This window comes from Actinomadura barringtoniae (assembly GCF_017573505.1).
Classification (GTDB): domain Bacteria; phylum Actinomycetota; class Actinomycetes; order Streptosporangiales; family Streptosporangiaceae; genus Spirillospora; species Spirillospora barringtoniae.
In genome coordinates this window covers 674013-700755 of the sequence record NZ_JAGEOJ010000002.1, presented here as the reverse complement: position 1 = coordinate 700755, position 26743 = coordinate 674013, and the positions used below count along the sequence as shown (strand labels likewise).

Annotated in this window: 22 protein-coding genes; 10 read left to right on the top strand and 12 right to left on the bottom strand. The window is 69.5% G+C overall.

Going from position 1 to position 26743, the window contains the following annotated elements; translation table 11 throughout:
* Window positions 1-156: 156 nt before the first annotated feature.
* From J4573_RS07045 to J4573_RS07020, 6 genes are all read right to left on the bottom strand, one after another.
* A complete protein-coding gene (locus J4573_RS07045; protein WP_208254416.1) occupies window positions 157-801 on the bottom strand; it encodes a DUF4360 domain-containing protein in 645 nt (214 codons plus the stop codon).
* Between the two features lie 2 nt (window positions 802-803).
* Window positions 804-1451, bottom strand: coding sequence for a DUF4360 domain-containing protein (locus J4573_RS07040; protein ID WP_208254415.1), 648 nt, complete (start codon window positions 1449-1451; stop codon window positions 804-806).
* A gap of 291 nt (window positions 1452-1742) precedes the next feature.
* The gene (locus tag J4573_RS07035) at window positions 1743-2606 is read right to left on the bottom strand and encodes an LLM class flavin-dependent oxidoreductase (RefSeq protein ID WP_208254414.1); all 864 of its coding nucleotides are present in this window, start codon (window positions 2604-2606) and stop codon (window positions 1743-1745) included.
* A gap of 21 nt (window positions 2607-2627) precedes the next feature.
* The gene (locus tag J4573_RS07030) at window positions 2628-3626 is read right to left on the bottom strand and encodes an aldo/keto reductase (RefSeq protein WP_208254413.1); all 999 of its coding nucleotides are present in this window, start codon (window positions 3624-3626) and stop codon (window positions 2628-2630) included.
* Window positions 3627-3746: 120 nt separating this feature from the next.
* Window positions 3747-4337, bottom strand: a complete 591-nt coding sequence (locus J4573_RS07025; protein WP_208254412.1) for a Uma2 family endonuclease — start codon at window positions 4335-4337, stop codon at window positions 3747-3749.
* Window positions 4338-4437: 100 nt separating this feature from the next.
* A complete protein-coding gene (locus J4573_RS07020; protein ID WP_208254411.1) occupies window positions 4438-6051 on the bottom strand; it encodes a PucR family transcriptional regulator in 1614 nt (537 codons plus the stop codon).
* 158 nt (window positions 6052-6209) lie between these two features.
* Between J4573_RS07020 and J4573_RS07015 the strand changes: the two genes are divergently transcribed.
* Both J4573_RS07015 and J4573_RS07010 read left to right on the top strand, forming a co-directional pair.
* Window positions 6210-7490, top strand: coding sequence for an aspartate aminotransferase family protein (locus J4573_RS07015; RefSeq protein WP_208254410.1), 1281 nt, complete (start codon window positions 6210-6212; stop codon window positions 7488-7490).
* A gap of 2 nt (window positions 7491-7492) precedes the next feature.
* Window positions 7493-9001 carry a CoA-acylating methylmalonate-semialdehyde dehydrogenase gene (locus J4573_RS07010; RefSeq protein WP_208254409.1) on the top strand — a complete coding sequence of 503 codons (1509 nt, stop codon included), beginning with the start codon at window positions 7493-7495 and terminating at the stop codon, window positions 8999-9001.
* On the opposite strand, the gene J4573_RS07005 is transcribed toward J4573_RS07010, so the two are convergent.
* Window positions 8937-10439: a phospholipid carrier-dependent glycosyltransferase gene (locus J4573_RS07005; RefSeq protein WP_208254408.1), complete on the bottom strand. Its 1503-nt coding sequence runs from the start codon at window positions 10437-10439 to the stop codon at window positions 8937-8939. The genes J4573_RS07010 and J4573_RS07005 overlap by 65 nt on opposite strands.
* A gap of 465 nt (window positions 10440-10904) precedes the next feature.
* Between J4573_RS07005 and J4573_RS07000 the strand changes: the two genes are divergently transcribed.
* The 3 genes from J4573_RS07000 to J4573_RS06990 all read left to right on the top strand — a co-directional run bounded on the left by J4573_RS07000 (window position 10905) and on the right by J4573_RS06990 (window position 15033).
* On the top strand, window positions 10905-11297 hold the full coding sequence (locus J4573_RS07000; RefSeq protein WP_208254407.1) for a hypothetical protein: 393 nt from the start codon (window positions 10905-10907) through the stop codon (window positions 11295-11297).
* A 528-nt stretch (window positions 11298-11825) separates the two neighbouring features.
* Window positions 11826-13040: an extracellular solute-binding protein gene (locus J4573_RS06995; RefSeq protein ID WP_208254406.1), complete on the top strand. Its 1215-nt coding sequence runs from the start codon at window positions 11826-11828 to the stop codon at window positions 13038-13040.
* A gap of 628 nt (window positions 13041-13668) precedes the next feature.
* Window positions 13669-15033: a sensor histidine kinase gene (locus J4573_RS06990; RefSeq protein ID WP_208254405.1), complete on the top strand. Its 1365-nt coding sequence runs from the start codon at window positions 13669-13671 to the stop codon at window positions 15031-15033.
* Between the two features lie 74 nt (window positions 15034-15107).
* Here J4573_RS06990 and J4573_RS06985 read toward each other — a convergent pair whose 3' ends face one another.
* The 5 genes from J4573_RS06985 to J4573_RS06965 form a co-directional block, all read right to left on the bottom strand.
* A complete protein-coding gene (locus J4573_RS06985) occupies window positions 15108-15356 on the bottom strand; it encodes a lipopolysaccharide assembly protein LapA domain-containing protein (RefSeq protein ID WP_208254404.1) in 249 nt (82 codons plus the stop codon).
* A gap of 31 nt (window positions 15357-15387) precedes the next feature.
* A complete protein-coding gene (locus J4573_RS06980; protein ID WP_208254403.1) occupies window positions 15388-15891 on the bottom strand; it encodes a DUF1269 domain-containing protein in 504 nt (167 codons plus the stop codon).
* Between the two features lie 30 nt (window positions 15892-15921).
* Complete coding sequence (locus J4573_RS06975) at window positions 15922-16845, bottom strand: S8 family peptidase (protein WP_208254402.1); 924 nt, start codon at window positions 16843-16845, stop codon at window positions 15922-15924.
* Window positions 16846-17003: 158 nt separating this feature from the next.
* Window positions 17004-17870, bottom strand: coding sequence for a trypsin-like serine peptidase (locus J4573_RS06970; RefSeq protein ID WP_243772511.1), 867 nt, complete (start codon window positions 17868-17870; stop codon window positions 17004-17006).
* Window positions 17871-17922: 52 nt separating this feature from the next.
* The gene (locus J4573_RS06965; protein ID WP_208254400.1) at window positions 17923-18912 is read right to left on the bottom strand and encodes a trypsin-like serine peptidase; all 990 of its coding nucleotides are present in this window, start codon (window positions 18910-18912) and stop codon (window positions 17923-17925) included.
* 162 nt (window positions 18913-19074) lie between these two features.
* On the opposite strand from J4573_RS06965, the gene dxr reads away from it, so the two are divergent.
* The 5 genes from dxr (at window position 19075) to J4573_RS06940 (ending at window position 26549) form a co-directional block, all read left to right on the top strand.
* A complete protein-coding gene (dxr, locus tag J4573_RS06960) occupies window positions 19075-20265 on the top strand; it encodes a 1-deoxy-D-xylulose-5-phosphate reductoisomerase (RefSeq protein WP_208254399.1) in 1191 nt (396 codons plus the stop codon).
* A gap of 11 nt (window positions 20266-20276) precedes the next feature.
* Window positions 20277-21470, top strand: coding sequence for a M50 family metallopeptidase (locus tag J4573_RS06955; RefSeq protein WP_208254398.1), 1194 nt, complete (start codon window positions 20277-20279; stop codon window positions 21468-21470).
* 119 nt (window positions 21471-21589) lie between these two features.
* Window positions 21590-22774 carry a flavodoxin-dependent (E)-4-hydroxy-3-methylbut-2-enyl-diphosphate synthase gene (ispG, locus tag J4573_RS06950; protein WP_208254397.1) on the top strand — a complete coding sequence of 395 codons (1185 nt, stop codon included), beginning with the start codon at window positions 21590-21592 and terminating at the stop codon, window positions 22772-22774.
* A 181-nt stretch (window positions 22775-22955) separates the two neighbouring features.
* Window positions 22956-24569 (top strand): alpha/beta hydrolase, encoded by a 1614-nt coding sequence (locus J4573_RS06945; protein WP_208254396.1) that lies wholly within the window; start codon window positions 22956-22958, stop codon window positions 24567-24569.
* Window positions 24570-24917: 348 nt separating this feature from the next.
* A complete protein-coding gene (locus J4573_RS06940; protein WP_307796517.1) occupies window positions 24918-26549 on the top strand; it encodes an alpha/beta hydrolase in 1632 nt (543 codons plus the stop codon).
* Window positions 26550-26743: the final 194 nt, after the last annotated feature.

The following is a 26743-nucleotide window of genomic DNA, read 5'->3' as shown; positions in this document are numbered from 1 at the left end:
GTAGGCGGGGGGGGGGGGGGTCGCCGGGGAGGGGGGGGGGGGGGTGGGGGGTGGGGGGCTGTGTGGGTCGGGGGCGTGAGGGTCGGGGCCATGTGGGTCGGGGCTGCGTGGGCCGAGGCCCGCGAGGACGCGGGCCCCGGCCTGAGGGGCTACGGGTTACGGGCAGGACTTCCAGGAGAAGTGGTAGATGGTCTGCACGCCGCCGCGGGTGTCGTCCATGCTCATGAAGCTCACCTTGGACGGGTCGGACCCGGCGTTCACGCGCAGTTCGGAGTTGAGATTGAGGTTGCGGTCCTCGCCGCACGGTTTGTAAACGAGCTCCGCGACATCGGTGGAGTCGTTGAATTGCCAATCATCGGAATACGGGCCGCTGAGCGGATGGCTGGCCGTCGTGGTCTCCGATTGGCCCTGGAAGTAGTAACTCGCCTTTTCCAGGCCGGTGGCGCTCGATTGCAGGGATGCGAAGCCGCGATAGTCGGCCGACGCGATGGCGTAAGTGAATCCCTGTGGAATGTGAATGGCCAGGTTAAGCTGGCAGTTCTTGCGGGAGTCCACGGGGTCTGAGCTTCCACCCGCCCGGGCCAGATAGTCGCTGTAGGTGACGCGGAACCCGGTGTTGCCCGGCAGGGGATCGGCCTGGGCCGTTCCGGCCGGGCAGCCCGAGCCGTTGACCGTCACGACCTGGACGGTGATGGCGCCGGACGGGGTCCCGGCGAAGGCTGGGTGCGGAACCGCGGCCGCGGTGAGGGCCGCGGCGGCGGTGAGGGCCGCGGCGGCGGAGAGGGCGATTGCTGTGCGCATGGCTAGGGGCAGGTCTTCCAGGCGAAGTGGTAGATGGTCTTGAGGCTGCCGTCCGTGGAGTCCATGGTCATGAAGCTGACCTTGGTCTTGTCGGAGGTGCCGAGATTGACGCGGACCTCGGTGTTGACGTTGAAGTTGCGCTGTTCACCGCACGGCTTGTAGACGATCTGGCCGAACGGGACCTCGTCGCGGGACTGCCAGTTGTCGGCGTAGGCGCCGGTGTACTGGTGGCTGATGGCCGTCGTGGTGGGGTCGCCCTGGAAGTAGTAGCTGGCCTTCTCGACCCCGTTCGCGCCCTGTTCCAGGCTCGCGAAGCCGCGGTAGTCGGCCGCCGCGATCCCGTAGGTGAAGCCCTGGGGAACGTGGACGATCAGGTTGAGCTGGCAGTTCTTCCGGAAGTCCACCGGGTCCGACGTGCCGCCGGCGCGGGCGAGGTAGTTGCTGTAGGTGACGGTGAACGCGGTGCTGTCCTCGGAGACGGCGACCGCGACGGTGCCGGCCGGGCAGCCCGAGCCGTTCACGGTCACGATCTCGACGGTGACGCCGTTCGGGCCGGCGGGAACGCGGGGGCCGTGGGTGCCGGCGGAGGCCGGGGCGGCGACCATGGACATCGCCAGGGCGATGGCGGAGACGGCCATTCCTCTGCGCATTGATTGACCTCTTACCTGGGGTTTGACGCGAATGATTCGCGTGTGCGGGGAGAGCGGAGGGCGCCCAGGAGAAGCTTGATCCAGGATCTCGCGCTGAGTAAAACCCGGTTCCCCGGTCAAGGTCAACACTTGAATCTGAAACTGTATTTTCAACTCATTGACAGATGCTTGTCGAAATCACGCGACGACCGAAATCATCATGATCACTCAAAGTGGCGGTATCTGTCAGTAAGACGCGGCAGTGGCTGCCACGAACGAATAATGCCACGACCAATTTCCAGGTCGAGAGCGCTAGAGGCCGGCGGCCTCGGCGATGAGGGAGATCTGCTTCAGGTCGGGGTTGCAGGGCATGAGGATCAGCTCGTCGCAGCCCGCGTCGGCGAACGCGGCGACGTTGTCGGCGACCAGCTTGGGGGTGGTGTAGGCGCCGGCGGCGATCTGGGCGGCGTATTCGCCGATGAAGGAGTAGTAGTCGCCCAAATAGCGTTCCGCGTGGCCGACAGAGTCCTCGCCCAGGCTCACGTACGCCAGCGACACCGTGCGCGGCTGCCCCTCGCGCCCGCCCTCGCGCCAGGCCTGCCGCGCCTGCTCGGCGCCCTGGGCGAACATCTCGGGGCCGCCGCCTCCGGCGATCCAGCCCGCGCCGTACTCCACCATCCGGCGGTAGGCGGCGGGCGCGTTGCCGCCGATGAGGATCGGCGGCCCGCCTGCCTGCACCGGCCTCGGCCCGATGGCGCCGCCCGCCCGCGGCTCCTGCGTCCACACGGCGCGCATCTCGGCGAGCTGGGCGTCGAAGTCGCGCCCCCGCGTCTCGAACGAGGAGCCGGTCGACTCGTAGTCGTCGGGCCTGCCGCCGACGGCCGCGCCGACCGTCAGGCGGCCCTCGGAGATGCTGTCGACGGTGGCGAGCTGCTTGGCCATGAGCGCGCCGTTGCCGCGGTACGGGCCGATGAGGATCGACGTCGTCAGCCCGATCCGTTCGGTCGCCGCGGCGGCCGCCGCCAGCGCGGTGATCGGCTCCATGTTGGCGTAGACGACGCGGTCGATCGTGCCGAGCGTCGAGAAGCCCGCCTGCTCGGCGGAGGCCGCCCAGTCGACGATGAGGCGCCCCGGGATGCCGGGAATGGTGGACGGGAGACCGATGCCGATGTCCATGGGGTCGCCTTCCTCGCAGGTCTAGGACGTGTAACCGAAGCGCCGGAGCGCCTCATGGGGAAAGCCTAGGTCGACGACGCTGGCCTCTTCGAGCCTCGCGCGCTGCTTCTGATCAAGTTCCACGTCAAGCGCACCCAGGTTGTCCTCAAGCTGGTCAAGAGTGCGGGCCCCGATCAGCGACGACGAGACGGCCGGGTTCAGCAGCGTCCACGCGAGCGCGACGCGCGACGGGGTCGTGCCGAGCTCGGACGCGACCTTCGTCACGACCTCGGCGATGTCCAGGCCGCGCGGGGTGAGGAACCCGTTGTGCACGGCATGGCTCTTGCGGTCGCCGCCCGGCGAGCTGAGGTCGGAACGGTCGTACTTGCCCGTGAGCACCCCGCTGGCGAGCGGCGACCACGGCACGACGCCCAGCCCCATCGCCTCGGCCATCGGGATCAGATCGCGCTCCACGGTCCGTTCGACCAGGTTGTAGGGGATCTGAAGCGCGACGAGTGGCGCCCACCCCCGTAGCTCCGCGATCGCCTGCATGCGCGACACCTGCCACGCAGGAATGTCCGAGATGGCCACGTACAGGACCTTGCCCGAACGCACCAGGTCGTCCATCGCCCGCAGGATCTCCTCAACGGGCGAGGCACCGTCCCAGATGTGCAGATAGAACAGGTCCACGTAGTCGGTCTGCAGCCGCGTGAGGCTGTCCTCAAGCGACCTGACCATGCTCTTGCGCGAGTTGCCGCCCGAGTTCGGATCGCCGGGCCGCATCGGCATCGAGTACTTGGTCGCGATGACCAGCTCCTCGCGCCGCGAGCGGGCGAACGCCCCGACCATCCGTTCCGACGTCCCGCCGGAGTAGCCGTTAGCCGTGTCGATGAAGTTGCCGCCGCGCCCGACATAGGCCTCGAACATCGCCTTGGCCGCGTCCCGGTCCGCACCCCAGCCGAACGTCATCGTCCCCAGCGCGAGCGGCGACACCCGCAGCCCAGAACGCCCCAGCGGCCGGTACGAATCAAGCGACGTCATCTCCGCGCTCCTCAGATCGGCGACCCGGACTGTCACCTACCCCAGCACGTGCGTTGACCGACTTCGTCGATCTTGACCAAGTGGCGAGTTATGGCCAGATCGATGGGTGAGGAGGGGACCTCAGAGGCGGTCGATCGCTGTCAGGTCGATGTCGATGTCGAACGGGACGGAGAGCTTGAGCCGCTCATGGTGAATTCCGGTCAACGCGTACGAGCGTGTGGCCGGATCGAGTTCGTACACGTAGACGGTGGGGCGGCCGCCGGTGTTCTCGACACGCCAGAAATGCCGGATGCCGGCTTCCGCGTAGAGCGCGGGCTTCCGCTTCCGATCTCGTTCCTCTGAATCCGGTGAGACGACCTCGACCGCGAGGACGACATCCTCCGGGCGGTAGGAGGTCTGCGTCAGGTTCTCGTTATCGGCGGCGCGCAGAATCAAGACGTCGGGCTCGGGGCGCTGTCGCTTGCCGAGAGTGATGGTGATCTCTCGCCGAACCCGCAGATTTGCCGGAGCCAGCTGACGGAGAGTGGTCTCGAGGAGCGAGATCACCAGCATGTGGAAGATCGCCTGTGGGCTCACCAGGACAAGGCTGCCATCGATCAGCTCTGCGTGAGGGGGCAATTGCGGAAGGTTGTCGAGGTCGTCCGCGGTGAAGCCGCCCTCTGGTGGTATCAGCCACCTGGGCACGGGGGAAGGCTGGTCTGGCTCAGGCATGGGCTCCGCCATTCCAAACGCCTCCCGATCCTTGTCCCGGGTCGATTGTCCCGAGACTTTAAGGCTATCAAGCGGCTACAGCCTGCATGGGAAGGAGCGCTTACGAGCGGTCCCAGCGGACGGAGCTTAGGGCCAGGAGGGCTACGTGGAGGGAGGCGCAGGACTCTACGTCGTCGAGGTCGGCGTCCAGGACTCGTTCGATGCGGCGGAGGCGTTCGTAGAAGGCGGGGCGGGAGAGGTGGGCCTGCTGGGCGGCCACGGCCTTGTTGCGGCCGGACTCCAGGTAGAGCTCCAGGATGCGGGTCAGGTCGCTGCCTCTTTGGGCGTCGTATTCGAGGAGGGGGCCCAGTTCGCGTTCGACGAAGGTCTGGAGGCGGGCGTCGTCGCGGAGGAGGTGGAGGAGGCCGCGCAGTCGGAGGTCGGGGAGGCGGTAGAAGAGGCGTCCGCCGGAGCCTCGGCAGGCCACGTCGGCGACTTGCTCGGCTTCGAGGAAGGAACGGCGTACGTCACGGATGGATTCGACCACTGAGCCTGCGGCCATGACGGTGTCGCCGCCGGACTGCTTGCGGATGCGGTTGGCGACCTCTTTGAGGGCTGTTTCCACGTCGGCGCGGGCTGGGAGGGACGCCAGGACGCCCACGCGGGCTGAGGGGCCGCTTTCGTCCAGGACGCCGACGAGGGCGGCCAGGCGGGCGTCTTTGCATGCGGCCGCGGCGGTTTCGGCCAGTTCGCCCAGCTCGGTGGCGGTGGCGACGGAGGTCGTACGGGGGCGGAGCACTACGCCCAGGAGGCGGCGGCCGGAGAGGGGGACGCCCAGCGCGCGGGCGCGGGCGGCGGCCTCCTGGGGGTCGGAGTAGGAGTGGGCCAGGATGCGGGCGATGATCGTGCCGTGGGCCTGGCGCTCGACGCTCTCGGCGTGGCGGTCCAGCAGGCGGCCCAGCGCGAGGGTGGTGGCGGCGCGTTCGATGAGGACGGTCTCGCGGGGCGTCGGGAGCGAGTCGCAGGTGATGATGAGGCGGCCCCAGTCCTCGCCGCGCGCGCCGACCATGGTGACCAGCCAGCCGGACGCCTCGTCGTAGGCGGTGCGCTGGTCGGGCCGTACGGCGCGGGAACGGGTCTCCCACGCGGAGAGCAGTTCGGCGGGGTCCTTGCTGTCGGCGTCGGCGGCCAGGACCTGGTGGGCCAGGTTCTCCAGGACGACCGGGTGGCCGCCCAGCGCCGCGACCTGGCGGACGACCTCGTCGGTGGAGGCGCCCTCGACGGAGAGCTGGGTGAAGATCTCGTGCAGCTCCTCCGAGGCGCGCAGCTCGGCCATCTGGTCCTGGAGGATGCGGGCGTGCACGGACTCGGTGATGTCCACGAACGCCGGCTCGTGCGCCAGGACGACGACGGGCAGCTGGTACTCCTCGGCGGCGGCGATCAGCGCGGGCGGCAGCTCGCTGGCGTAGCGGCGGCCGAGCTCGATCATGAGGCCGCTGACGCCGACCTCGGCCAGCTCGCCGATGTAGGTGCGCAGGTGGGCCGCCTCGTCGGGGAGGGCGATGCCGGTGGTGAGGACGAGTTCGCCGCCGTGGAGGAGATGGGCGATGTCGGTCACCTCGGCCACGTGCACCCAGCGGACCCGGTTGTCCAGCCTGTCCTTCCCGGCGACGACGCGCGGCTGCCCGCGGCGGACCGCGTCGAGCTGGAGCACGTCGTCGAGAGTAGGAAGCATCCCGGAATCCTATCCACGCAGGTTGTCAACAGAATACGCGGATTCTCTTACATGATGTAAATGCATCCTTCCAGGGTGTCACATCGTCAATCCAGGGCCCCCGGTCGTGACACTCTGCCGCTGTTACGGCGGTGGGGGAGCGGGCGAGACTGAGGGGCATGCCGGAACATGAGACCCTCCTCGCGCGCCACCGGGCCGTGATGCCCGACTGGCTGGCGCTGAACTACCAGCAGCCCCTCGAACTGGTCGCCGGTAAGGGCAACCGGGTCACCGACTCCGAGGGCCGCACCTACCTCGACTTCTTCTCGGGGATCCTCACCAACATGATCGGGTACGACGTGCCCGAGGTGCGGGAGGCGGTGGAACGGCAGATCGCCACCGGGATCGTGCACACCTCCACGGCGTACCTGCTGCGCGGGCAGGTCGAGCTCGCGGAGAAGATCGCGCGCCTGTCGGGCATCGAGGACGCGAAGGTCTTCTTCACCAACTCCGGCACCGAGGCCAACGAGACCGCGCTGCTGCTGGCCGCCTACGCGCGCCGCAGCGACCAGGTCCTGGCGATGCGGCAGGCCTATCACGGCAGGTCGTTCGGCGCGACGGGCGTGACCGGCCACGCGGGCTGGAAGAACATCTCGTTCTCCCCGCTGAACGCGCACTTCCTGCACGGCACCGACCGCCACCTGCCGCAGTTCGCCGGGCTGAACGACGCCGACTACATCAAGGTCTGCGTCGAGGACCTGCGGCACGTGCTGGCGACCGCGGTGGCCCGCGACGTCGCGGCGCTGATCGCCGAGCCGATCCAGGGCGTCGGCGGCTTCACGATGGCTCCGGACGGGCTGTTCGCCGCCTACAAGGAGGTCCTGGACGAGCACGGGATCCTCTTCATCTCCGACGAGGTCCAGACCGGCTGGGGGCGGACCGGCTCCAGCTTCTTCGGCATCGGTGACCACGGCGTGACGCCGGACATGCTGACGTTCGCCAAGGGCTTGGGGAACGGCTTCGCGGTCGGCGGCGTGGTCGCCCGCCGCGAGCTGATGGACTCCCTGCACGCCGTCGGGCTGTCCACGTTCGGCGGCAACCCGATCTCGATGGCCGCCGCCAACGCGACCCTCGACTACGTGCTGGACCACGACCTGCAGGCGAACGCGGCCAAACAGGGCGAGATCATCATCGGCGGGCTGCGCGAGGCCGCCGCCCGGCTCCCGATCGTCAAGGACGTGCGGGGCAAGGGCCTGATGTTCGCCATCGAGCTGGAGACCCCCGCGCAGGCAGCCGCCCTGATGGAGGAGACGCGCGAGCGCGGCCTGCTCGGCGGCAAGGGCGGCCTGTACGGGAACGCGATCCGCATGGCACCACCGCTTACCCTGACCGAGGCCGAGGCCGCCGAGGGCCTGGGCATTCTCATCGATTCTCTGGAAGCACTGAACGAGGCCGTCTGAATATGAGCACCACCAAGCACGTCACCCACTGGATCAACGGCAAGCCCTTCGACGGCGGCGCCGCCGAGCGCCAGGGGGTCATCTTCGAACCGTCCACCGGACGCGAGAGCGGCACGGTCGACTTCGCCGGGCAGGCCGAGGTCGACGCGGCCGTCGCGGCGGCCAAGGCGGCCTTCCCGGCCTGGCGGGACGCCTCGCTGAGCCAGCGCAGCCGGGTGCTGTTCCGGTTCCGTGAGTTGCTGACCCAGCACCGCGACGAGATCGCACGGCTCATCTCCGCCGAGCACGGCAAGGTCGTGTCGGACGCGGCGGGCGAGGTGGCGCGCGGCCTGGAGGTCGTCGAGTTCGCCTGCGGCATCCCGCACCTGCTGAAGGGCGGCTTCTCGGAGAACGTCTCGACCCGCGTGGACGCCTACTCGATCCTGCAGCCGCTCGGCCCGGTCGCCGGGATCACCCCGTTCAACTTCCCGGCGATGGTGCCGATGTGGATGTTCCCGGTGGCGATCGCCTGCGGCAACACCTTCATCCTCAAGCCCTCGGAGAAGGACCCGTCGGCCTCGATCCGGCTGGCCGAGCTGTGGGCCGAGGCCGGGCTGCCGGACGGCGTCTTCAGCGTGCTGCACGGCGACAAGGCCGCGGTGGACGGGCTGCTGCACCACCCGGACGTGAAGGCGGTCAGCTTCGTCGGCTCCACCCCGATCGCCCGCTACATCTACGAGACGGCGGCGCAGAACGGCAAGCGCGTCCAGGCGCTCGGCGGCGCCAAGAACCACATGGTCGTGCTGCCCGACGCCGACCTGGACCTGGCCGCCGACGCGGCGGTGTCGGCGGGCTTCGGCTCGGCCGGCGAACGCTGCATGGCGATCTCGGTCGTGGTCGCCGTCGACCCGGTCGGCGACGAGCTGCTCGCCAAGGTCAAGGAGCGCGTCGCCGGGCTGAAGATCGGCCCGGGCGACAATCCCGAGTCCGAGATGGGCCCGCTGGTCACGCGGCAGCACCGCGACAAGGTCGCCTCGTACCTCGACAGCGGCGTCGAGCAGGGCGCCACGCTCGCGATCGACGGCCGCGAGACGCCCGTGCTCGGCGGTGGCGGCGACGGCTTCTGGCTCGGCCCGACCGTCCTGGACCACGTGAAGCCCGAGATGGACGCCTACCAGGACGAGATCTTCGGCCCGGTGCTGTCGGTCGTGCGGGTCGGCTCGTACGAGGAGGCCATGGCACTGCTGAACGACAACCCGTACGGCAACGGCACGGCGATCTTCACCAACGACGGCGGGGCCGCGCGCCGCTTCCAGAACGAGGTCGAGGTCGGCATGGTCGGCATCAACGTGCCGATCCCGGTGCCGATGGCCTACTACTCGTTCGGCGGCTGGAAGGCCTCACTGTTCGGTGACAGCCACGCCCACGGCATGGAGGGCGTGCACTTCTACACCCGCACGAAGGCGGTCACGGCGCGGTGGCTGGATCCGTCTCACGGGGGCGTGAATCTCGGCTTCCCAACCAACGGGTGACGACGCGGGGCCCCGCGAGCACCCGGGGCCTCGCGAGCACCCGGGGCCTCGCCTCCTCGTCGTCGCGTTTCTCGCGGCGCGCGAGTGACAGGCCCACGGCCAGGCAGACGAACGGGATCGTCGGCACGACGTAGCGGTAGTCGAAGTCGGCGGACGCGATCGGAAAGAGCAGCAGCGTCGCCGCCGTGCCCCACACAAGGAGCACGGCGCGGCGCTGCCGGCCGAAGAGGACGCCGAGGACCGGCACGCAGAACAGCACGCCGAGCACCGGCCCCGGCATGGAGACCTCGCGCTGGTAGGTGATCATCCGGTCGGCGTACGGCCGGTCGACCCGGCTCGGGTGGAACTGGCGGCCGTAGGTCATCGCGTCCGACAGCGCGCTGCCCCCGCCACCCCAGCTCTTGCCGCCGGGGAACGTGTGCGGGTGGTCGGGGAAGTGGTAGAGCTCCTCGGTCGCGGAGGTCGGGACCGGGAAGCGGTGGGTGCTGAACGCCTTGCCCACCCCGTCGGCGATCACATGCCAGTAGTCGCCGGGCTGGGCGATCATGGCGTGCAGCGCGAAGTCCCGCAGCTCCTTGTTGCTCTCCGGCGTCGTCACGCTCTCGTACAGCTGCCGGGGCGGCGCGTCGCTCCGCCAGATGAGGTGGCCCGGCGGGTCGTGCTCGGACTTCAGCGCGGGGTCCATGCACAGCGGGCGCTGCTCGGGCGGCGGCTTGATCTTCTCGCAGTCGGCGAAGCTCGCGACCCGCCCCCACATGTAGAGCCCGTCGCTCGTCGTCAGCGCGTACGAGCCGCGCTCGGCGTGATACCAGGACGCGTACGCCACGATCGGGACCGCGGCGGCCACCGCGAACGCGATCGCGGGCAGCCAGGCACCGGCCTTGAGCGTGAACCAGCCGCGGCGCGGCAGCAGCAGGACGACCAGGATCGCCGGGATCAGCGGCGCGCCCGCCGACCGGACCAGCACCGCGTAGCCGAGCAGCAGCCCCGCCGGCAGCGCCAGCCACCAGGCCGGCCACGGCAGCGGGCCGCGGATCCGCCACAGCAGCAGCGTCAGCCCGGCCGCGATGAGGAAGACGAACAGCGTCTCCGACATCAGCAGGTGTTCGAGCTCGATCGTGTAGCCGTCGTACAGCACCGGCAGCGTCGCCATCGCGGCGAGCCAGCCGGGCAGGCGCACCCGCCGGAGCAGCGCGTAGATCATCACCGCGACCGACAGGCCCATCAGGTGCTGCACGACCGCGACCAGCGTGAAGCTGTGGAAGGGCTCCAGCAGGCGCAGCGCGAACGAGTATCCGAGGGTCTTGCTCGGCGAGGGCTGATCGGGGCGCAATGCCCGGCCGAGATAGAAGTAGGAGTCCCCGGTGAACCAAAGAACGCCCGGATAGCCACGTACGGCCACCCACCGGAAGTAAGCACCGCCGGTCAAGGCGATCACGAACAGAAGATGCGTACGAACAAACCTCAGTACGCGTCCGCCGGAGGCTCGGCGGAAGGGATGAACAGCCCAGTCGGCGCGAAAAATACCCAAAAGTCTCGGGGGTTCGGCCGGGCCGGCGGTGGTCTCTTCGGTCACGGGAAGGCGGATCTCTTCGGTCGCAGGAAAGATCACGTTAGGTGTCGCCGGTGACCGGAAGGTGAACTACGGGTAGCGCCCCGTGAGCCTGAGCTGCCCCGGAGTGAGAACGGGCAGGTCCACACGCTGGGACTTTCTGCCGCCGGTAGGTTTTCGTCGTTGATTTCCGTCTTTTGCCCTTCGACAAATAATAGCTACAAGTATTGACTGACTCTGTGACCGGCGACACAATCTGACTGTCTCAATTAATTGGGATGAATTGCATAAAGGTCAGAGCCCGGAGTCAAGAACCGGGACCTCTAAGTCCAGCGCTTGGAGATGCTCGCTATGACTGCTGACGACCACGCCCCCGAGGTCGAGGCGCTCAGGAGGCGGTATCCCCGTTGGACCATTTGGTTCGGCCTCTTCACCGGCCACTGGTGGGCCCTCCCACCGCTCGGCCACGAGCCGAAGGACTTCGTCGAGGCCGACACCCCGCAAATGCTCATCGCCCGCATCGAGGTGATCCAGAACGTCGAACCCGCCCGCGTCGTGCCCGCACCGCACGCCGTACCCGTACGCGGCACCGGACCGCACCGCCCGGTGACCGCGCCCAGGATCGCAAGCGACCCCCGCCGGGACGTGCGGCGTCCCTCGAATCTCCTCCGTCTCGAGGGCGTCACACCGTCGCCGTCCCGCCGGGTTCCGGTGGTCGCGTGGCCAGGCAGCACTGCAAGGTGATCCGCTGTTCCCCAACCTCGCCACGCCCACCGGTGCCGCCGCGGCCCCGGGAAGGACAGTAGCCCGCGCCATATCCCTCTCCAGCAACCTCCGTGTGTGGCGCGGACGCCAGCACCCGCTGTCCCTCCCGGCCGCGGCGGTCTCATATGTGCCCCGGTTTCTCCCGGGCACCGGGACTCTCCCCGGCTCTCCTCGGTTCTCCCCGGCATCGGAACTTCCCGTGAGTTGTGCCGGCGGGCGCGAGTGAGCGGACTGTCAAGGCGTTCTGGAAAACCATCTTCTTGATATCGTCCGAAAATGGATGAGGCAATGGCTTAAAATTGTGGCCGCGACGCGAGTCCGGTTGCGTTGCCGGACGACTCACCGGAGACGGGCCACCGAGTCGTCGGAAAATTTCCGTGGCGCCGTCGATCGGCTCGCATCGGAACCCCCGCCGGGCACGATCGGCCTGCGTCCCCGGGTGGCCGCCATCTCACGGTGCGGAAGACGCTACGCTGCGCCGACGGGATCGTTCAGCGGGGGAGTGACATGAGGCTCAGGGCCAAGGTGCTGGCCTCGGTGATGACCGCAGTCCTCGCCACGACGCTCGGTGCCTGCAGCGACGGTGGCAAGCAGAAGCCCGTCGGCGCCGCCAAGATGGCCGCCACGCTCGGCCCCGGTGAGGGCTCCCTCAGCCTGGTGACGCTCCCAGGCTTCGTGGAGAGCGGCGCCAGCGACGCCCGCGTGGACTGGGTGACCCCGTTCCAGGAGCAGACCAAGTGCCAGGTCGACCTCAAGGTGGTCAAGACCGCCGAGGACATGACCAACGAGATGCGCAACAAGAACCGGCGCTACGACGGCGTCGCGGCGCCGCCCGAGGTCGCCGGTCGGCTGATCTCCGACCACGAGGTCACCCCGGTCAACCCGAACCTGATCGAGGGCTACAAGAAGCTCGAGCCCCGGCTGCGCAGCCTGCAGAAGCGCGGTGACACCACCTACGGCGTCCCGTACGTCTGGGGCTCCAACCTGCTGATGTACGACACCCGCGCGGTGCAGCCGGCGCCGACCGGCTGGGCGAACCTCTTCGACCCGGGCGAGGCCAAGAAGTACGCGGGGCGCCTGGTCGTCCGCGACAGCCCGCTCACCATCGCCGAGGCGGCGCTCTACCTGCGCGGCAAGAACCGCAAACTCAAGATCACCGACCCGTACTCGCTGACCCGCAAGCAGCTCGACGCGGCCGCGAGCGTGCTGGCCAAGCAGCGCCCCTACGTCAAGGAGTACTGGGAGCAGCCCGCCGACGCCGTCGGCCCGTTCGCCGGCGGGGACGCCGCGCTCGGCGAGGTCTGGCCCTACCAGGCCGACGTGCTGGCCCAGGCGGGCCGGTCCGTCCAGGCGATCTCCCCCTCGGAGGGCGTCACGGGCTGGACGAACGCCTGGATGATCGGCGCCCGCGTCGCCCACCCCAACTGCATGTACCAGTGGATGCAGTGGACCTCGAGCGTGGACGTCCAGCAGCAGGTGGCCGAGTGGTCGGGGGCCGCTCCCGCCAACCCGCAGGCCTGCACGGACGGCCGTCTGAAGGCCTCGTTCTGCGGCGCCAACCACGTCGGCGACCGCGGCTTCATCAACAAGGTGATCTTCGCGCACACCCCGTCGCGGAACTGCGGCGGCGGCGCCAGCGCCGAGGGCAAGCGGGAGTGCACGAACTACGCGGAGTGGAACGAGGCGTGGATCAAGTCCACCAAGATCCTCAAACAGCACTGAGCGGCTGAGAGCTCGAAAGGGCTGAGAGCTCGAAAGGGCTGAGAGCTCGAAAGAGCCGGAAACTCGAAAGCTGGAAAAGGACGCGCCCAACCGCCCCCAGCCGGGCGCGTCCCCACGGGTGGTCCCGGGCCTCCCCCCGAATGCCCGGGTCACCCCTCCTCCTGGAGAGATTCCAGCGGCGTCGGCCTACACGGTCGTCGCCACCGCCGGCGCCGGTGTCGAAACCGGTCGTCCGGCGTCCGTGACGGGCTCCCCGCGGGGTACCGGCAGGGCGGGTGCGCAATCGTCGCACGCGAACACCCCTGGGCCGTTCGGCAGGCATCCGACGCGCACACGCGGGCGCGGCCACATCTTGTGGCAGACGACGCATGCGTCGCCCTCGCGCTGCGCGGCGCTCAGAGCGCCGGGGTCGAACCTGAGTTCGCCCGTACGGCCCATTGCTCACCCCCCGTGGCGGAGAGCCGTCATCACGTAGTTCCTTTATAGGAGGGGAAGAGTGTTGTCCCTGTTACCCCAGGTGAAAGGACGGGCAAAGGCTGCGCGTGTCGGATCGGCCCTCATGATCAATTACCGGTAGGCGGATAGGGGCTTTACCTGGGGTTTGTCACGCTCCGCATACAACAGAGATATGCGGATCCGGTGGCCGCGTTCCATCCGTGCCCGGGTGACGATCGCCGCGGTGGGTGTGGTGGGCGCGCTGCTGCTGGCCGCCGTTCTGGTGACCGCCGGACTGCTGACCGAGCTGATCAAGGGGCATCTGCGCACGCAGGCGGCGCAGGCCGCGCGGCAGGTGGCGGTCCAGGCGACCACCGAACGCCTGCCCGACCCGATCCCAGCCCAGAACGGCGTCCTGCTGATCCAGGTGGTCTCCGACAAGACCGGCACGGTGGTGGCGGCGAGCGCCCCGCTGCGCGGCAAGCCCCCGATGACCACGATCCGCCCGACGGGCGACGACACCCGGGTGGACGGCAGGCTCTGCCAGAACAACGACCTGGTCCCCGACTGCGCGCTGGTCACCGGGTTCGACATCATCACCGAGCCGTACGGCGACGCCATGGTCTACGCGGCCGTCGCCGAGCCGTGGCTCCTCGGCAACCACGTGCTGGAGGGCGTGATGGGCGGCCTCTGCCTCGTCGTGCTCTGCCTGGTCGGCTGGGCGATCTGGGCGGCGGTCGGCCGTACGTTGCGGCCGGTGGCGCAGATCGAGGGCGAGATGGCCGAGATCACCGCCTCGGACCTGAGCCGCCGGATGCCGGTGCCCGACAGCGACGACGAGGTGGCGCGGCTCGCGAGCACGCTGAACGCCACCCTGGACCGGCTGGAGGCGGCGGTCGGCCAGCAGCGCCGCTTCGTCTCCGACGCCTCGCACGAGCTGCGCACGCCGATCACCGGGCTGCGCACCCGGGTCGAGTTCGCGCTGGAGGACCCGGACGACACCGATCTGGTGGGGACGCTGAAGGAGGCGCTGCTCGACGCCGAACGGCTGCACGGGATCGTGGAGGACCTGCTCGCCCTCGCCCGGCTCGACTCGGGCGTGGCGCCGGCCCGCGAGCCGCTGGATCTCGGCGCGGTCGCCGCCGCCGAGGTGGACCGGCGGCCCGCCCGGGTGCCGGTCACGACGCGGCTCGATCCGGGCGTGATGGTCGAGGGCAACCGGCTGCAGCTGGCGCGGCTGCTGGTCAACCTGCTCGCCAACGCCGACCGGCACGCCGCCCGCGCGGTGGAGGTCGTCGTGCGGGCCGACGGCGACGAGGCCGTACTGGAGGTGCGCGACGACGGCCCCGGCATCGCCGAGGCCGACCGCGAACGGATCTTCGAGCGGTTCACCCGGCTGGACGCCGCGCGCAGCCGCGACGCGGGCGGCACCGGGCTCGGCCTGCCGATCGCCCGCGACATCGCGGCGGCGCACGGCGGCCGCCTGTACGTGGGGGACCGGGCGGACGGCGCGCTCACCGGCGCCCGCCTGATCCTCCGCCTCCCCCTCCACCCCTGAAACACGCCGATCTTGCTCTCAGCGCCCTCCGAAGGCCGATCGGAGGGCGCTGAGAGCAAGATCGGCGCGGTTGGTCAGCCGGACTTGCGGCGGCCGGCGGCGAGGATGCCGATGAGGACGCCGACACCGGCGGCGATCAGCAGCGCGGTCCACATCGGCGACGTCACCGACACGAACAGGAAGTGCACGCGCGCGTTCTGCCGGTTCTGGAAGATGAAGACCAGCACCAGGACGGCGAGCGCGATCGCCACCCACGCCCTCGTCGGCACCTTGCCCAGCATGCCGCCGCGTCCGGTGGCGGGCTTGGTCGTCTGCTCGGTCATCGGGTCCCCCGATCACTCACGTCGCGGTGCGTCAGGCGGGCTGTTCCGCCTTCGAGGCCTGGACGGCCTCGCGCAGGTGGTCCTCCTGCTCGGCGCTGAGCGAGGTCTTGATCAGCTGGCCGCCGAACTGCGCGAGCTCGGGGATGGCCTTGTCCGGCGTGGCCTTCTCCACCAGCATGAACACGGCCGCCGCGCCGGGCTGCAGGCCCTGGCCGAGGTCGCGCATGAAGTTGTCGTCGACGCCGATGTCGGTCGCCGAGCCGACGGCCGCGCCGGTCGCGCCGCCGATGGCCATGCCGAGCAGCGGCATGAAGAAGATCAGCCCGATCAGGCCGCCCCACAGCGCGCCGCCCATGGCGCCGCCCGCGGTCATGTTGCGGGCCTGGTGCAGCTTGATCTTGCCGTCCTCCTTGCGCTCCACGACGACGATGTCGGAGAGCTCGATGATGTGCTCCTTCTGGAGCTCGAGCGCGCGCTTGCGCACCTGCTCGGCGGTCGGGACGTCGTTGTAGGCGATGGCGATCAGGTCACTCATGGGTTCTCCCGTGTCGTTCGGTGCTTGCGCTTACTTGTCCTTGGGCGCGCCGACGGCCGCGGCGGCGTCGACGATGCCGAGGCCGAGCCGGGCGTCGCCGGACGGGTTCTTGGCGGTCTGCCTGATGATCTGCATGGTCTGCGCGGGGGAGCGGCCCTGCGCGATGAGCAGCGCGGCGAGGCCCGACACCTGCGGGGCCGCCATCGACGTGCCGTCGAGGTAGCCGTAGCCCGAGGTGTTCTTCAGTGTCTCCTGCGTCTTGTAGGTCGGGAGCGTGGACAGGATGTGCACGCCCGGTGCGCTCACGGCCTGCTGGGCGCCGAAGTTGGAGAACGAGGCGGGCTTGCCGTCCTGGTCGCTGGCGCCCACGATCAGCACCGGCGTGGTCACCTGGTAGGGCTGCTTGAAGGTGCTGTCGTTGCCGGCCGCGGCCACCACCACGGCGCCCTTGCCGTAGGCGTAGGTGAACGCGGCGTTCAGCACGCCGCCCTTGAGGAACCGCGACATCAGCCCGCTCTCACCGAGCGAGAGGTTGATGACCTTCGCCCCGTGGTCGGCGGCCCACATGATGGCCTTGGTGATCGTCTGGTTGTCGCCCGAGCCCAGCGTGTCGAGCGCCCGCACCGGCATGATCTTGGCGTCCGGGGCGTCCCCGGCGATGCCGACGCCGTTGTCGGTCACCGCCGCCGCGATCCCCGACACGTGCGTGCCGTGGCCGTTCTGGTCCTTCGGATCGTCGTCGCCGGACACGAAGTCGTAGCCCTTGACGATGTGATCCTTCAGGTCGGGGTGGCCGGTGTCGGTCCCGGTGTCCACCACCGCGATCACGACGTCCTTGCCCTTTGTCGTCTTCCAGGCGTCGGGCAGCTTCATGGCGTCCAGGCCCCATTGCTTGCCCGCCATCGGATCGGCCTTGTCGTCCGACCCGCAGGCCACCAGCGTCGCCAGAACCATCCCGGCCACCGCCACCGCGGCCCCGGAACGCAGAGTTCCCCCGTGCACGTGCCCCCCGGCCACTACTCCTGCGGCGCCCGTCGCGCCGTAGATCCTGGTCTACCCGTGCAGGTCAATGGGCGGATCAGGTGTGAGTAAAGGGCCGGTCTTGTCTGGCTTCAGGCGTTCTGTGCCTGGTCGTAGGCGCGGCGGACGGCGTCGCCGAAATGGGGGCCGTACATCGTGGCGTGGTCGTCGGCGTACTTGAAGCTGTTGACCGAGACGACCGTTCCGAGGCCGGTCGCGGGGTCGAGGCCGGTGAGCCACGGCCCGCCGCTGGACCCGGTCGTCAGGTCGCAGCGCAGGCCGCGCCCGGTCGTTCCGGCGTGCCGGTCGGGGGCCGGGGTGCCGTCGCAGTAGGCCAGGCGCTTGCCGTTCCAGCGCCCGGAGGCCGGGTAGCCGAACGCGTGGGTGTGGGCCTCGCGCGGGCCGCCGAACGCCAGGCGCTGCCCGCCGGCCACGTCCACCACGTGCCGCCCGTCGGCCTGCGCGACCGCGACCATGGCGACGTCGAAGTCGCCGTCGGCGTGCTCGGACCACTGGTCGGGCGTGAACATCCGGCGCGCGGTGTAGCCGCCGTACGGGGAGTCGCCGTCCCGGTAGCCGGGCACGAAGATCCAGTTGTCGGCCCAGGCGCCCTTGCCGTCCTTGACGCAGTGGCCCGCGGTGACGACCACGTCCCGGTTGGCGCTGCGGACCGTGCTGCCCGAGCACAGGAAGTCGCGCCCGCCGATGGTGAAGAAGACCTTGCCGGTCGTACGGGCGACCGCGCCGCCGCCGGTCCAGAGCGCGCCCGCCTGGCCGGCGGCGGCCGCCGCCCTGCGCTCCGGCGTCCAGTAGGCGCGGATCCGGGCGGCGGTCGCCTGCACGCTGTGGACGGCAGGCTCGGCGACCGGTGGGCGCGCACCGGCCGCCGAACTCGGAGAGACGGCGATGACGACGACGGCGGCCGGTCCGATGACCCCTGCGGTCCTGCGGAGACGCATGCCCGCAGTGTCCAGCACGCGCCGTCGGCACGCTGTCACATCGCGTAAATGATTAGGTGTTCTGGGCGGTGTTGTAGAGGTTCTGGGCGTCGGCCCCGAAGTAGGGGCCGAACATGTAGTTCGGCAGGAAGTTGTACTTGAAGCTGTTGACCGAGTTCTGCGTTCCGGTGCCGCTGGACTCGGTGAACTTCAGGAACCACGGCCCGCCGCTGGCCCCACCGGTCATGTTGCAGTTCATGCCGATGTCGCCGCTCAGCAGGAAGTCGTTGATGACCGTTCCGCTGCAGTAGATCAGCTTGGTGCCGTCGTACGGCGCCGCCGCCGGGTACCCGAAGGCGTACATGGCCTGGCCGCGCGCCTGGTTGAACCCGATGCCCTGCCCGCCGACGACGTCGGTGAGGCGCTGCCCGTTCAGCTGGTTGACCACCGCGGCGCCGACGTCGTAGTTGATGTCCTCGCTCGCGGTCCACTGCGGCGTGGACAGCGTCTTGCTCGCGGTCCAGGTGCCGTACGGGGCGTTGCCGTTGGTGTAGCCCGGCACGAACACCCAATTGGTGTGCCAGGCGCCGTCCAGCTTCACGCAGTGCCCGGCCGTGATGACCGTGCTCTTGTTGGCGCTGGTGAGCGCGTCGCCCGAGCACGACGCCGTACGGCCCTGGTAGGTGAAGAAGACCCGGCCGATCGTCTTGGTGACCGCGCCGCCGCCGGTCCAGGGGCCGCCGCCGTTCGGGATCGACTTGACCGCGACGCCCTGGACGGTGTGTGGCAGCCCGCGCCGAACGCTCGTCGCGGCGGCGTTGGACGGCTTGAAGATCCGTTCCATCGGGGTCGCGGAGCGCATCCTCGCGGGTGTCCAGAAGCGCAGCACGCGCTGCTGGTCCGCGGTGTCGGCGGCCTGGGCCACTGCGGCCGGGGCGGCGAGGGCGGGGGAGTGGGGAGCGGCGGGGGCGGCCTGGGCCGGGACGGCGACCAGCGGCACCACCAGAGCGGCGGTGGCGGCCGTGACCAGGGCCAGAGAGCGGAGCGAGGGGACTCGTCTCATACGGTCTCCAAGATTCGATGGGGGTGGAGACGGTTCGCGCTGCCCGGAAACTATGTTCGGCGCCTTGACCTGGCTAGTGGCAGATCTGGACAAAGGGTGTGAGAAAGATCCGCGTCCCGTGCCCGTTCGCCCACGTGACGGCGTGCGCGAGACAATGGAGCGGTGACCTCCTCCTCAGAGATCGTCGTGCTCGGCTCGACCGGCTCGATCGGCACGCAGGCGCTGGACGTGATCCGCGACAACCCCGGCCGGTTCACGGTGACCGGCCTCGCCGCGGGCGGCGGCCGGGTCGACCTGCTGGCCGCGCAGGCCCTGGAGTTCCAGCCCGAGGTCGTCGCGGTCGCCAAGGCCTCGGCCGCGCAGGACCTGCAGCTGGCCTTCTACGCCGAGGCGCAGCGGCGCGGGTTCTCCTCCGGCGACTACGCCATCCCGAAGATCATCGCCGGTCCCGAGGCGGTCGCCGAGGTCGCCGCCTGGCGGTGCGACGTGGTGCTGAACGGGGTCACCGGCGCGCTCGGGCTCGCCTCCACGCTGGCCGCCCTGGACGCCGGCCGCACGCTCGCCCTCGCCAACAAGGAGTCGCTCATCATCGGCGGCCCGCTGGTCAAGGAGCGCGCGCGGCCCGGCCAGATCGTCCCGGTCGACTCCGAGCACTCGGCGCTCGCGCAGTGCCTGCGCGGCGGGCGGGCCGACGAGGTCCGGCGGCTGGTGCTGACCGCCAGCGGCGGGCCGTTCCGCGGCCGGAGCCGCGCCGAGCTCGGCGACGTGACGCCCGAGCAGGCGATGAACCACCCGACCTGGGACATGGGCCCGGTCATCACGATCAACTCGGCCACCCTGGTCAACAAGGGCCTGGAGGTCATCGAGGCGCACCTGCTCTTCGACGTGCCGATGAGCGCGATCGAGGTCATGGTGCACCCGCAGTCGGTGATCCACTCGATGGTGGAGTTCTTCGACGGCTCGACGCTCGCCCAGGCGAGCCCGCCCGACATGCGGCTGCCGATCGCGCTCGGCCTGAACTGGCCCGACCGGGTGCCGGACGCCGCGCCCGGCGTCGACTGGACCAAGGCCCACACCTGGGAGCTGTTCCCGCTGGACGACGAGGCGTTCCCCGCGGTCGCCCTCGCCCGGCGCGCCGGAGACCTCGGCGGGACCGTGCCCGCCGTCTACAACGCGGCCAACGAGGTGTGCGTCGACGCCTTCCGCGCGGGACGGCTCCCGTTCCTGGGGATAGTCGACACGATCTCGCGGGTAATGGAGGAGCACGGCGTTCAAGCCGCCGGCAGTCTGGACGACGTCCTGGCCGCCGACGACTGGGCCCGCGTACGGGCCGGGGAGCTGACCAGCGAGTAGACGGAGGTCGGATGGCCTTTCTGCTGGGCGCGGTGGCGTTCGTCTTCGCGCTGCTGGTGTCGGTGATGCTGCACGAGGCCGGGCACCTGATCCCGGCCAAGCGCTTCGGCATGAAGGCCTCCCAGTACTTCGTGGGGTTCGGCCCGACGCTGTGGTCCTGGCGGCGCGGCGAGACCGAGTACGGGATCAAGGCGGTGCTGCTCGGCGGCTTCGTCAAGATCGTCGGCTACACGCCGCTGGAGGAGATCGACGAGGCCGACCGGCCGCGCGCGTTCTACCTGCAGCCCGCTCGCCGCCGCGCGGTGGTGATCGCGGGTGGCGTGGTGATGAACTTCGTCATCGCGTTCGTGCTGCTGATCGTGCTGGCGATGGCCATCGGCGTCCGCGACCCCGGGACGGCCACCACGACCGTGGACGAGGTCAGCTCGTGCGTCCCGACCAGCATCGCCGCCTCATGTGGCCATGACCGGCCGCAGTCGCCCGCCGCACGGGCGGGCCTGCGCGTCGGCGACCGGGTGGTCGTGTTCAACGGAACGCCCGTGGGCGACTGGTCGCAGCTGCGCAAGGCGATCGAGGGCGCGCGGCCCGGCCAGAGCGTGACGGTCGTGGTCGACCGGTCCGGCACGCGGGTGCCGCTGCAGATCACGCTGGCGTCGGTGGGCGGCGAGACGTTCCTCGGCATGTCCGCGAAGGTCGTCGGCCAGGGCTATGACCGGAAGGGACTGGTCGGCGCCGCCGCGTTCGCCGTACGCGGCATCGGCGAGACGCTGCGGGGCATCGGCCAGATCGCCGTCGACCTGCCCGCCGCCGTGCCCAAGCTCTTCTCACCGGACCGCGCCGAGACGCCGGGCGGCCAGGTCGGCAGCGTGGTCGGCGCGACCGAGGTGTCGGGGCAGATCTTCTCCTCTGACAACACGACGAAGGACAAGATCGCCCTCTACCTGTCGCTGGTCGTCTCGGTGAACATCTTCCTCGGGGCGCTGAACGTGCTGCCCCTGCTGCCGCTGGACGGCGGGCACCTGGCGGTCGTCGCGTACGAGCGGCTGCGGGCCTGGTGGGCGCGGCGGCGCGGCCGTCCCGACCCCGGCACGGTCGACATGACCAAGCTGCTGCCGATCACCTACCTGGCCGTCGTGCTGCTCATCGGTCTCGGCGTGCTGCTGATCCTGGCCGATCTCGTCAATCCGCTGAAACTTCCCCAGTGACCACGGAGACGCCCTCAGTAACCGCACGTAACCATCCGTTCACGTGATTTGACCCACGTCGGCGCCATGCCATGCCTGCGGGGCGCTTAGGGTAGTAGGGGCCAGTAAGAGGGAGAGGGATGAGCGTTTCACTCGGTATTCCGACGATCCGCGGCGGGGGTGACGCGGTGGCCCCGCTGGCACCGCGCCGGAAGTCCCGGAAGATCATGGTCGGCAGTGTGCCGGTGGGCGGCGACGCCCCGGTGTCGGTGCAGTCGATGACCACGACCCTCACCGCCGACGTCAACTCGACGCTTCAGCAGATCGCGGAGCTGACCGCGGCCGGCTGCCAGATCGTCCGGGTCGCCTGCCCGTCGCAGGACGACGCGGAGGCGCTGCCGGCGATCGCCCGCAAGTCGCCGATCCCCGTGATCGCCGACATTCACTTCCAGCCGAAGTACGTGTTCGCCGCGATCGACGCAGGCTGTGCGGCCGTCCGGGTCAACCCGGGCAACATCAAGAAGTTCGACGACAAGGTCGGCGAGATCGCCAAGGCGGCCAAGGACGCGGGCGTGCCGATCCGGATCGGCGTCAACGCCGGGTCGCTCGACAAGCGCCTGCTGGAGAAGTACGGCAAGGCGACCCCGGAGGCGCTGGTCGAGTCGGCGCTGTGGGAGTGCTCGCTGTTCGAGGAGCACGACTTCCGCGACATCAAGATCTCGGTCAAGCACAACGACCCGGTCGTGATGATCGAGGCGTACCGCCAGCTCGCCGCCGCCTGCGAGTACCCGCTGCACCTCGGCGTCACCGAGGCGGGCCCGGCGTTCCAGGGCACGATCAAGTCCTCGGTCGCGTTCGGCGCGCTGCTGTCGCAGGGCATCGGCGACACGATCCGGGTCTCGCTGTCGGCCCCTCCGGTCGAGGAGGTCAAGGTCGGCGCGCAGATCCTGGAGTCGCTCGGGCTGCGCGAGCGCGGCCTGGAGATCGTCTCCTGCCCGTCCTGTGGCCGTGCCCAGGTGGACGTCTACACGCTCGCCGAGCAGGTGACCGCGGGCCTGAAGGACTTCCCGGTGCCGCTGCGGGTGGCCGTGATGGGCTGCGTGGTGAACGGTCCGGGCGAGGCCCGCGAGGCCGACCTCGGCGTCGCCTCCGGCAACGGCAAGGGCCAGATCTTCGTCAAGGGCGAGGTCATCAAGACCGTGCCCGAGGCCGCGATCGTCGAGACCCTCATCGAAGAGGCGATGCGCATCGCCGAGGAGATGGGCATCGAGATCGGCGAGGACGGCGAAGTGAGCGGTCCCGGCGCCGAGGTGACCGTCAGCTGACCAATGGACCATGAACGCGAGGGCCCCCGGGGTGATCTCCGGGGGCCTTCGCGTTGCTTGCGTCACGATTGAGCAACTGTCGCAGTCAACCCGTACACCCCATCTGTCTCGATCGTCAGGATTGCCCCCGCATGCCGCATGTGGGCTCGGCGGAGAGCCCGCGCGCACTGAAGGGGATTCCGTGAGGAAACTCGTACTCATCACAGCCGCCGCGAGCACCACGCTCGCCGGCGCGGGGGTGGCGGCCTGGGCGGGGACGACGTCGTCCCCGCCGAAGCAGCCGGCGGAGACGGTCGCCGCGGCCGCGGGCAGCATCGCCTGGTCACCGTGCCCGGACAACGACAAGTGGCAGGGTGCCGCGCTCAAGGGGCTCGAGTGCGGCACGATCCAGGTGCCGCTGGACTACGCGCACCCGAACGGCAAGAAGATCAGCGTCGCGGTGTCGCGGGCCAAGGCCACCGACACCAAGCACTACGCGGGCATCATCCTGCTGAACCGCGGCGGCCCCGGGGGTCGCGGCCGCGATCTGCCGCAGCGCTTCATCAACCCGGCCAACGGCCTCCCGAAGGCCGTCAGCGCCCGCTATGACTGGATCGGCTTCGACCCCCGCGGGGTCCAGGCCACCGAGCCGTCGATGATCTGCGACCCGTCCTACGCCTGGCCCGGCCACGCGCGCGCCGACTACGTGCCGGCCAACAGGGCGCAGGAAGAGGCCTGGAAGCGCAAGGCCAAGAAGTACGCAGCCGACTGCGGCCGCAAGTACGGCAAGTACCTGCCGTTCATCAACACCAAGAGCGTGGCCCGCGACATGGACTCGATCCGTGCCGCGCTCGGCCAGCGCAAGATGAGCTACTTCGGCTACTCCTACGGCACCTACCTGGGCCAGGTGTACGCCTCGATGTTCCCGACGCACGTGCGCCGGATCGTCATCGACAGCGTGGTGAACGCCAAGCGCGCCTGGTACGACACCCAGCTGGACCAGAACGCCGCGTTCGAGGTCCGGATGAAGATCTTCTTCCGCTGGATCGCCAAGTACGACTCGGTCTACCACCTCGGCAAGACCGAGAAGGCGGTCGAGCGCAACTACTACAAGGGCCGCGCCAAGGTGAAGAAGGCGCCGCTGAACGGGCAGCTCGGCCCGTCGGAGTGGGACGACTTCTTCGTCGGCACCGACGGCTACCGCGACTACACCTGGCTGGCGCACGCCCAGGAGCTGTCGGACTTCGTCGTGAAGAACGACCCGAAGGGCCTGCTGTCGGAGTTCGGGCCGCCGGACGACGCGGGCCAGAACCAGAACGCCATCTACCTGGCCACCCAGTGCCGTGACGCCGCCTGGCCGCGCGACTGGGCCAAGTGGCACAAGGACTACACGCGCCAGTACAACCAGGGTCTGCGCGCTCTGACCTGGAACAACGCCTGGTTCAACGCCCCGTGCGCGTACTGGCCGGTCAAGGGCGGTCCGGCGCCGAAGGTGGGCGCGGGCAAGAGCCTGAACAGCATGCTGATCCTGCAGGCCACCCTCGACGCGGCGACGCCGCGCCCGGGCGCCTTCGCGGCCCACAAGGCGTTCCCGACCTCGCGTCTGGTCGAGGAGCTGGGCGGCGTGAACCACACCATCGCGTTCACCCCGAACAAGAACGCCTGCATCAACGCGCTCACCGCCGCCTACCTCGACACCGGCGCCCTGCCGAAGTCGCGGAAGGGCGTGGACGCCACCTGCAAGGCGAGCCCGCTGCCGACCCCGACCACCCAGGCTGTGTCTGCTCAGCCTTCGCGGCCTCGGGCCCTCGCCTAGCGGCTCGGACCCGAACCGCAAAGGAGGCGAGCGCGAAATCGCTTCGCGATCTGAGCCAGGAGCCTCGCTTCGCTTGCTCCTGGCTCAGGTAACGCGCTCGCGCGGTGGCTGAGGCCAGTGAACGTCAGGCGACCGGCCCCAGCCCGGAAGAAGAAGCCCCCACCCGATTCGGGTGGGGGCTTTTCCGTCTTGTGGCATGTCCGGACTCTGAAATATGTCGATCTTGTTACGATTCGGCATCCTCTGATGATCAAGTCTCCCGATCCGGGCGTCGTGATCGCCAATATTTCCCCCGAAAAGCCGCAAGCCGGGCTCACTGGCGAGCCCGCGCGCGACGAAGGGGTATCCGTGAGGAGACTCGTACTGATCACCGCCGCCGTGAGCCTCGGGCTCACCGGCACGGCCGCCGCGGCGCCGAGGTCGGCGCCAGCCGCGCCGTCCGCGTCGTCCGCGCCCTCGGGGGCCGAGTCGGCCGCGGCGGTCGGGAGGATCGCCTGGGCTCCCTGCCCGGACGGCGACAAGTGGCAGGGCTCGGCGCTGAAGGGCCTGGAGTGCGGCACGCTGCAGGTGCCGCTGGACTACCGCAAGCCGAACGGCAAGAAGCTCAAGCTGGCCCTGACCCGGTCGAAGGCGACCGACACCGCGCACTACCAGGGCATCGTGCTGCTGAACCGCGGCGGACCCGGCGGTGCCGGACGCGACCTGCCGCTGCGCTTCACCAATCCCGCCCGCGGCCTGCCGCGCGAGGTCAGCGCCAAGTACGACTGGATCGGCTTCGACCCGCGCGGCGTCCAGGCGAGCGAGCCCTCGCTGATCTGCGACCCGAGCTACCAGTGGCCGGGCCACGCCCGCGCCGACTTCGTCCCGCGCGACAAGGCCGAGGAGAACGCCTGGCTGCGCAAGGCCAAGAAGTTCGCCACCGACTGCGGTCGCCGCTACAAGGGCGTTCTGCAGCACATCAAGACCGAGAACGTCGCCCGCGACATGGACGCCATCCGCAAGGCGCTGGGGCAGCGGAAGACCAGCTACTTCGGCTACTCCTACGGCACGTTCCTCGGCCAGGTGTACGCCTCGATGTTCCCCACGCACGTGCGCCGCATCGTGCTGGACAGCGTCGTGAACCCGGCGCGCTTCTGGTACGGCACGCAGCTGGACCAGAACGTGGCCGTCGACAAGAACATGAAGCGGTTCTTCGCCTGGATGGCCAAGTACGACTCGCTCTACCACCTGGGCAAGAACGCCAAGGCGGTCGAGCGCAAGTACTACCAGGGACGTGCCAAGGCCAAGCGCACGCCCATCAACGGCCAGATCGGCCCGTCGGAGTGGGACGACTTCTTCGCCAACTCCGACGGCTACCGCAACTACACCTGGATCGACCACGCCAAGGCGATCTCCGACTACGTCGTCAAGAACGACCCGGCGGCCCTGCTCAAGCTGTGGGCGCCGCTGGACGACGCGGGCCAGAACTTCTTCTCGGTCTACTCCGCCGTCCAGTGCCGTGACGCGGCCTGGCCGAAGAACTGGAAGACCTGGCACCGCGACTTCGCCGGCCAGCAGAAGCGCGGAATCAGGGCCTTCACCTGGTACAACGCCTGGTTCAACGCCCAGTGCGCGTTCTGGCCGACCCAGCAGGGACCCAAGCCCAAGATCGGCGTGGGCAAGAAGCTGGACAGCATGCTCCTGCTAGGGGCCACCTACGATGGCGCGACCCCGTTCCCCGGCGCCGTCGAGGCGCACCGCCGCTTCCCGACCTCCCGCCTGCTGCACGAGGTGGGCGGCATGAACCACGGGATCTCGATCAGCCCGAACGCCGACGCCTGCGCCAACGCCTACGTGGCCAGGTACTTCGACACCGGCGCGCTGCCGAAGTCGAGGAAGGGCGTGGACGCGACCTGCAAGGCCAGCCCGCTGCCCGACCCCACCAAGGCCACCGCCACGACCTCGGCCTCTGCGGCCTGGGACACCCCCGCGCTGCGCTGAAACTGCGCCGATCTTGCTCTCAGCGCCCTTTCGCGCACCGAAACAGGGCGCTGAGAGCAAGATCGGCGCTCTTGGAACGTTCGCAATGGTCACGGAGTTCCGTCCAAATTGTCACGATTGCGCATCCACTGGGGGCCAGATCTCCCGCCACGGGGTCCTCGTTGACAAATATCTTCCTCATCTGTCACAAGCCG